The organism is Burkholderia sp. GW821-FHT14F03, from assembly GCF_058803765.1.
Map to the genome: position 1 here is coordinate 67,129 of NZ_JBXAPG010000041.1, position 6,042 is coordinate 73,170.

At 68.4% G+C, this 6,042-nt stretch carries 7 protein-coding genes; all 7 read right to left on the reverse strand.

Annotated elements, in window-relative coordinates; all coding sequences use genetic code 11:
* Window positions 1-14: 14 nt before the first annotated feature.
* Window positions 15-809, reverse strand: a complete 795-nt coding sequence (locus AC1RQF_RS24985) for an ABC transporter ATP-binding protein (protein WP_274002148.1) — start codon at window positions 807-809, stop codon at window positions 15-17.
* 21 nt (window positions 810-830) lie between these two features.
* Window positions 831-1,544 (reverse strand): ABC transporter permease, encoded by a 714-nt coding sequence (locus AC1RQF_RS24990; RefSeq protein WP_252982657.1) that lies wholly within the window; start codon window positions 1,542-1,544, stop codon window positions 831-833.
* Window positions 1,541-2,227, reverse strand: a complete 687-nt coding sequence (locus tag AC1RQF_RS24995; protein ID WP_274002146.1) for an ABC transporter permease — start codon at window positions 2,225-2,227, stop codon at window positions 1,541-1,543. Before AC1RQF_RS24995 ends, AC1RQF_RS24990 begins: the two co-directional genes overlap by 4 nt.
* A gap of 606 nt (window positions 2,228-2,833) precedes the next feature.
* Window positions 2,834-3,391 (reverse strand): hypothetical protein, encoded by a 558-nt coding sequence (locus AC1RQF_RS25000; RefSeq protein WP_274002144.1) that lies wholly within the window; start codon window positions 3,389-3,391, stop codon window positions 2,834-2,836.
* An 81-nt stretch (window positions 3,392-3,472) separates the two neighbouring features.
* The gene (locus AC1RQF_RS25005; protein WP_492873188.1) at window positions 3,473-4,522 is read right to left on the reverse strand and encodes a lysylphosphatidylglycerol synthase domain-containing protein; all 1,050 of its coding nucleotides are present in this window, start codon (window positions 4,520-4,522) and stop codon (window positions 3,473-3,475) included.
* Entirely contained in the window at window positions 4,519-5,388 is an 870-nt protein-coding gene (gene hpnK, locus AC1RQF_RS25010; protein WP_274002140.1) for a hopanoid biosynthesis-associated protein HpnK, read from the reverse strand. The genes AC1RQF_RS25005 and hpnK overlap by 4 nt, the downstream gene beginning before the upstream one ends.
* Before the next feature lie 3 nt (window positions 5,389-5,391).
* A partial coding sequence (locus AC1RQF_RS25015) for a radical SAM protein (RefSeq protein ID WP_492873189.1) occupies window positions 5,392-6,042 on the reverse strand: 651 nt, incomplete at its 5' end.

The following is a 6,042-nucleotide window of genomic DNA, read 5'->3' on the forward strand; positions in this document are numbered from 1 at the left end:
GCCCGACCGCCCCGTTACTTCAGGCTGCCCGACAGGAACTGCTTCAGGCGCTCGCTCTGCGGCCGCGCCAGCACCTCGGCCGGATCGCCCTCTTCCTCGGTCCGCCCCTGGTGCAGAAACATCACATGATTCGACACGTTGCGCGCGAACCCCATCTCGTGCGTGACGACGATCATCGTCCGTCCTTCCTCGGCCAGCTTCTGCATCACCTTCAGCACTTCACCCACCAGCTCCGGATCGAGCGCCGAGGTGGGTTCGTCGAACAGCATCACGTCCGGATGCATCGCCAGCGCGCGCGCAATCGCCACCCGCTGCTGCTGGCCGCCCGACAAATGCGACGGATACTGCTTCTCGACGCGCGGCGCCAACCCCACTTTCTCCAGGTACTCGCGCGCACGTTCCTCGGCCTCCCGCTTCGACAGGCCCAACACGTGCACCGGCGCTTCCATCACGTTCTCGAGCACGTTCATGTGCGCCCACAGATTGAAGTGCTGGAACACCATCGCCAGCTTCGTGCGGATCCGCTGCAACTGCTTGTGGTCGGCCACCTCCAGGTTGCCCGCCCTGTCCGCCCGGGTCCGCACCGTCTCGCCGTCGACGATGATCTGCCCCGCATTCGGCCGCTCGAGGAAGTTGATGCAGCGCAGGAACGTGCTCTTGCCCGAGCCGCTCGCGCCGATGATGCTGATCACGTCGCCCGCCTTCGCGTTCAGCGACACGCCCTTCAGCACCTCGTTGTCGCCGTAGCGCTTATGGATGTCCTGCGCCGCCAGCTTGCAGGCGGGGCTCGTGTGCGTGGTCTCTGCCAACTGGCTCTCCCGGTTGTGAAATCAATGTCGGCCGGCCGCGAGGTACGCGAGCCAGTGGCGCTCGGCGCGGCGGAACGCCGCGACGAGTGCGAACGATACCGCAAGATAGATCAGCGCGGCGAGCCCGAACGACTGGAACGCCATGTAGGTCGCCGAATTCGCGTCGCGCGCCACCTTCAGGATATCGGGCACGGTCGCCGTGAACGCCACCGTCGTCGCGTGCAGCATCAGGATCACTTCGTTGCTGTACAGCGGCAGCGCGCGCCGCAGCGACGAGGGCAGGATCACCCGCCAGTACATCGTGAACGGCCGCATCCCGTAGGCCCGCGCCGCCTCCACCTCGCCGTGCGGAATCGCGCGGATCGCGCCCGCGAAAATCTCGGTCGTGTACGCGCAGGTGTTCAGCGCGAACGCCAGGATCGCGCAGTTGAATCCGCTGCGGAAAAACGCGTCGAGCAGCGAGTGCGAACGCACGAATTCCAGGCTGTAGACGCCCGTGTACAGCAGCAGCAATTGCACGTACAGCGGCGTGCCGCGAAACAGGTAGGTGTAGAAGCGCACCGGCGTCGACAGCCAGCGCCGCTTCGACACCCGCGCCACCGCGAGCGGCACCGCGCACACGAAGCCCAGCGCCAGCGACGCGACCAGCAGCCACAGCGTGACCGCCAGCCCCGACATGCGCTGGCCGTCCCAGTAGAGAAACGCGCGCCCGAATTCCTGGAGAATCTCGATCATAGTTCTGCGTGCCTGACACCAAGGGAATAGCGCTTCTCCAACTGGCGCAGCACGAGGTTCGACACCGTCGTGATCGCGAGATAGATGAGCGCCGCGACAAGAATGAAGAAGAACATGTTGAAGGTGCTCTTGCCCGCGTCCTGCGCCGCCTTCACGACGTCGGCGAGCCCGATGATCGACACCAGCGCGGTCGCCTTCACGAGCACCTGCCAGTTGTTGCCGATGCCCGGCAGCGCGAAGCGCATCATCTGCGGGAACATGATCCGCGCGAACACCCGCGCCCCGCTCATCCCGTAGGCGCTGCCCGCCTCCAGCTGGCCGCGCGGCACCGACAGGAACGCGCCTCGGAAGGTCTCGGTGAAGTACGCGCCGTAGATGAAGCCGAGCGTGAGCACGCCCGCCACGAACGGATCGATGTCGATCTGATCCCAGCCCAGCAGGTCGGTCAGCTGGTTCAGCCAGATCTGGATGCTGTAGAACAAGAGCAGCATCAGCACCAGGTCGGGCACCGAGCGGATCAGCGTCGTGTAGCCGGTCGCGATCCCCCGCAGCAGGCGATTGCTCGACAGTTTCGCAACCGCGCCGAGCAGACCCAGCACGACCGCGGCCGCGAGCGACAGCACCGACAGTTCGATCGTCTGCACGGTACCCGCCCAGATCACCGGGCCAAAGCCGTAAAGCATCGCGCGTCTCCGTCAAAGATTGGCAGCGGCGCGCGCCGTCACGGCCCGCACCGATTTGATCCGGATGGTCGCAAGCAAAAAATATCGGTTCAAATAGCGGGACATCGCCGTGTTGCGACGCAGCAAGCCCGCGCGCCGGCGCGCCGCCCGCCCACACGCCTGTTTTATCGAGATAAAGCGTGGACGCCGGTGTTCATTCCACCGCGACAGTGCGCCGCGTTTTTGCAGGTTTCGAGTCGCTTTTTCGATAGACCGCGACGGGCGGCTCTGCTCGGGTTAACCCGGCAAGCGTGGATCGGGCTCGTTCCGCCCGCCCCCGGCAGGCGGGACGCGCATCGCCGGCCGCCTCGCGGCGCGGCCACCCTCGCCGGCCACGCAATGCCTCGGCGAAGGCGAACGGAGCGGGGATGCGCAGTCGGTCCGTGCACTGCGCCTATCGCGCGCAAAGGCGATGACGCGAACGTCGTCCCGTCACGCACCGCCCCGCGGGCGACGCCCAGGCCGCCTGAGTCGCGCCGCGCCTGATCGATCCACGCGCGACGTCACATGGCCTGCCCGTCGGTCCGAGCGCGCGCGCCGCGCGATCGGCCTCGGAAGCAACGCACGCTAACGGCCCTTGAGGAGATCGGAACGGGACGTCGTATACACCCGCCCGTCCGGGCCGAAATGCGCATTGAAATAGGCATCCTGATTGACGCCGTCCTCGAGCCAGCGCCAGCTCCACACGATCTCGGGCTTGAGCGGATAGCGCGCGATCTCGCACGGCTTGCCGAGCAGCCGCCGCACCTCGTCCTCCGTCATGCCCGGCTGGATTTTCGCGAAGTTGGCGGCCGTCAGCACCTGGATCGCGACCATGAAACGGCCGTCGCGATCGAGATCGACCATGTAGGTCTCGTTGCCCATCGGGCCGCGCGGATATTCGAGCCGCTTCGAGCCGTCGGTGAACACGCGCTCGGTCTCGGGGCGCCCCATCTGCGCGCGCACCTCCGCCTCGGTCGAGACGCCGGGCTTGAGCCCTTTCAGCAACAGCGGCGCGGGCTTGATCGCGGTGAAGAAATCCTTGAGTCGTTGCACGGTTTGCTCGCGCTGCTGGTCGTCGCACGCCGACAGGGTAAGCACAACGCCGAGCAGCGCGACAGGTAGCAGCCTGGAACGGACCATCATCATCGGGACGCGGCGCGCGAAGCGCCAAGGGTGAGCCAGCCGCCAGCATACCGCGCGCGGATGCGCGCGGCCATGCACGGCCTACAGCATCCGTTCGGGCGTCTCGACGGCGGGCCGCGCCCCGGCCCCGTCCGCGCGCGCGGCGCGCTGCCCGTGGAGGCGGATCCCGCGACGCGTGCGCGCCAGCTCGACGAGCTGCCACGAGCCCAGCGCCAGCGCGCCGAACACCACCTCGCGGCCGCGCTTCACGATCGCGAGCGAGAGCGCCGCCTCGCGATCGACGCCGAACATCTGCGCGAGCAGCACCACGGTCGCCTCCTGCACGCCGAGGCCGCCCGGCACCATGAAGGCCGCGTGGCGCACGGCCTGCGTCATCGCCTCGATCGCGAGCGCCCCGCCGATCGACACGGGATGGCCGAGCCACGCGAGCGCCCAGTAGATTTCCAGCGCGCCCACCGCATAGCCGAGCAGCTGCCAGAAAAACGCGCGGAACAGCAGGCCCGTGCGCGACATCAGCGCATCAATGTCGGCGTCGAGGCGGCGCCCGTCGATCCCCTGCAGCAGACGGTTCGATTCGCCGAGCATGCGCCCCGCGAAACGTTCGACCGCATGGAACACGCCGCCGCGCCGCATCAGCATGAACGCGAGCACCGGGATCGGCAGCGACAGCACGAGCGCAAGCGCGATGGTCTGCGCGCCGAGGCCGCGCTGCGTGGTGGCGAGCAGCAGCACGAGGCCGAGCGCCGCGAACGCGTACTGCACCACGACCGTGACCAGCACCTCGACGATCACCGACGCGGTCACGCGGCTCGCATCGTCGATGCGCCAACGCGCGAGCCGGATCCCGACGATCTCGCCGCCGATGCCGACCACCGGCAGCAAGCGGTTCACCGCTTCGCGCACGGTCGCGATCCACCACAGGAACATGAGCGGCGCGCGCCGGCCCAGCAGCAGCTTCCACGCATACGCGTCGAGCAGCAGCGGCACCGCATGGAACGGCACCAGCCACAGCAGCACGAAGCCGGCCTGGCCGAGCACGTGCCCGACGTCGCCGACGCCCTCGCGCAGCACGAGCGCGAGCAGGATCGCGATCCCGAGCGGCCAGCCCAGCCATTTCAGCCACTGGCTCATGACGGCTGCGCGCCCGTCCGGCGCGCGCCCGCGCCGCCCGGCCGGCGCGCCGCGCCGAACACGGCCGCGAAGCCGCCGCGCGCGACGCCCGCCGCCTGCAGCGCGGCCGCGACGCGCGGCGACAACAGCGCATCGAGTTCGTCGGCGGGCCGGTAGCCGTGCATCGACGGCGTGATCGGCGCGTCGCCCGGCTCCGCCGGATGGCAGTAGATCTCGCCGACGCCGGCCGGCAAGGCGGCCAGCGCGTCGAGCAGCACGCGCTCGTCCATGCGCCCGGTGTCGCGGATGCCGACCACGTAGTCGTTGTGCGCGATGCCCGCGCGGTCGAGGCGCGCGCGCACGAGGCCGATCCACGGCTTCAGCCACGCGGGCGTCGCGGGCTCGCAGGGCAGCCGCACGGCCTTCATGCCGAACGCGCGACCGATCTCGAGGATCATCGACAGCACGGTCGGATGCAGATGGAAATGCTTGTGGGTGTTCACGTGATCGAGCGCGAGCCCGGTCGCCGCGAACGCCTCGAACTGCGCGCGGATCTCGCGGCGCAGTTGCGCGCGCACCCACGGCAGGAAGAAGAAGCGGCAGCCGTCCTTCGCCATCGCGTCGCCGAAGCGGCCGTCCGGGCCGACCAGCGCGGGGATCTCGCGCGCCGGCAGCGTGGCCGGGCCGTCGGCGAGCACCAGATGCAGGCCGACCGCGAGCGATGGCAGGCGCCGCGCCCGCTCGACCGCATCGCGCGCGGCCGGCGCGCCGACCATCAGGCTCGCGGCCGTGAGCACGCCGTCGCGATGCGCGCGCTCGACCGCCGCGTTCACCCGGGGGTGCAGGCCAAAGTCATCGGCCGTGAAGATCAGCGCACGCGCGGTCACGAATCACGCCTCGTGCGCGCGCAGGAAGCGGAAGAATTCCACGCCTTCGCGCAGGCGGCGCTTCATCATCTCCCAGCTCGTCAGCATCTCGCGCACGATCTCCCAGATCTTCGACGGCCGGAAGTAGAACTCGCGATAGAACTGTTCGAGGTGGTGATAGATCTCGTCGCGCGGCAGGTGCGGATAGCCGATCGCCGCGAGCTGCACGCCTTCCTTGCTCACCAGGTTGATGGTCTTGTTCTCTTCCATCCAGCCGTTCTCCACGGCCTGCTTGTAGAGCGTCGTGCCCGGATACGGCGCGGCGAGCGACACCTGGATCGTGTGCGGATTGATCTCCTTCGCGTATGCGATCGTCTTCTCGATGGTCTCCTGCGTCTCGCCCGGCAAACCGAGGATGAAGGTGCCGTGGATCTTGATGCCGAGCTGCTTGCAGTCCGCGCTGAAGCGGCGCGCGAAATCGGTGCGCACGCCCTTCTTGATGTTCACGAGGATCTGGTCGTCGCCCGATTCGAAGCCGACCAGCAAGAGGCGCAGGCCGTTCTCCTTCATGATCTTGAGCGTCTTGTACGGCACGTTCGCCTTGGCGTTGCACGACCACGTCACGCCGAGCCTGCCCAGCCCGAGCGCGATCGCTTCGGCGCGCGGCGCGTCGTC

Bases quoted from the DNA above. Each gene is read 5' to 3' on its own strand.
- AC1RQF_RS24990 (WP_252982657.1), bottom strand. From the start codon at position 1,544: ATGATCGAGATTCTCCAGGAATTCGGGCGCGCGTTTCTCTACTGGGAC.
- AC1RQF_RS24995 (WP_274002146.1), bottom strand. From the start codon at position 2,227: ATGCTTTACGGCTTTGGCCCGGTGATCTGGGCGGGTACCGTGCAGACG.
- AC1RQF_RS25000 (WP_274002144.1), bottom strand. From the start codon at position 3,391: ATGATGGTCCGTTCCAGGCTGCTACCTGTCGCGCTGCTCGGCGTTGTG.
- AC1RQF_RS25005 (WP_492873188.1), bottom strand. From the start codon at position 4,522: ATGAGCCAGTGGCTGAAATGGCTGGGCTGGCCGCTCGGGATCGCGATC.